Raw genomic sequence first — 996 nt, 5'->3', positions numbered from 1 at the left:
CAGACCACGCGAGAGCCCATCACGGCGAGATCGTCCTGTCCCGTCGCCCGGTACCGCTCGTGCGCGGCGAGCGCACACCCGCATCGGCGGCCCGATCCAGCATCTCCTGCCAGGCCCCGAGGGCCCGCAACTCGGGATCCGCCTCGGCACGCCGGCGGTGGCGCCGCCATCGCTTCGCGAACGGCAGGAACAGCAGCGGGAGCGCCAGGAGCGCCAGGGCTGCGACCGAGAGACCGGCGATGCGCAGCACCGGCCAGATCCACGACGCGGCGGGCGGCTCCTCCGCCGGATCCGCGTCGTCGCTCTGCTCCCCGGTGCCCAACGGAGGATCGACCTCGTTCGCGTCGCGCTCCTCCGGCGTCGTCGGGAACTCCGGCAGCTGCTCGCCCTTCTCGATCGCCTGCGGCGGCTGTTCGACCTGCGGGCTGACGTCGAACGGCACCCAACCGCTCGCATCGCGCACCTCGATCCACGCGGCGAGATGCTCGCCGCTGCCGACGTCGGAGCACGCCGGCTCGGCGGGCACACCGGCGCCCTCGCCACCGAGCCGGACACCGAGCACGACGCGCGATTCGAAACCGAGCGAACGGGCCACCAGCGCCGCAGCCGCGGCGAACTGCTCGTCGTCGCCCACGCCGGCCACGAGCTGCTCGACGGGCGCCTCCTCGCCGACCTGGCGCTCCTGCGAGTTGAGCTGCGCGAAGAGCTGCTCGAGACGAGCCGCCGAATGGCCGCCCGCGCTCTGCTCGAACCGGGTTCCGTACGCCGCCGAGAGCCGTTCGATCCACAGCCGCTCGCCCTCGCCGTCACTCAGCGCGTGGCTGAGATAGCCGCGCTCGCGGAGACGCCGGACCAGCTCGGCGAATCCCTCCCCGGTCGCCGGCTGCTGCTGCGCCGCGACCCAGGCGCTCAGTTCGGGCATCGCCTCCGTATCGAAGCCGCCATCGAAGCCGGCGTCGAGGTCCGCGTCGCCGACGCCGGGCTCGGCGAGCGGCG

At 73.8% G+C, this 996-nt stretch carries 1 protein-coding gene; it reads right to left on the bottom strand.

Annotated elements, in window-relative coordinates; genetic code table 11:
* Positions 1–19: 19 nt before the first annotated feature.
* Positions 20–996, bottom strand: a 977-nt coding sequence (locus tag ACFPZL_RS13630) for a transglutaminase-like domain-containing protein (RefSeq protein ID WP_382335931.1), incomplete at its 5' end; no start/stop codon positions are given.

It is taken from the genome of Leucobacter soli (assembly GCF_042659205.1).
In the GTDB taxonomy this organism is placed as follows: domain Bacteria; phylum Actinomycetota; class Actinomycetes; order Actinomycetales; family Microbacteriaceae; genus Leucobacter; species Leucobacter soli.
Note: the sequence above shows the minus strand (reverse complement) of the source record. Positions and strands in the feature narration are given on the sequence as shown.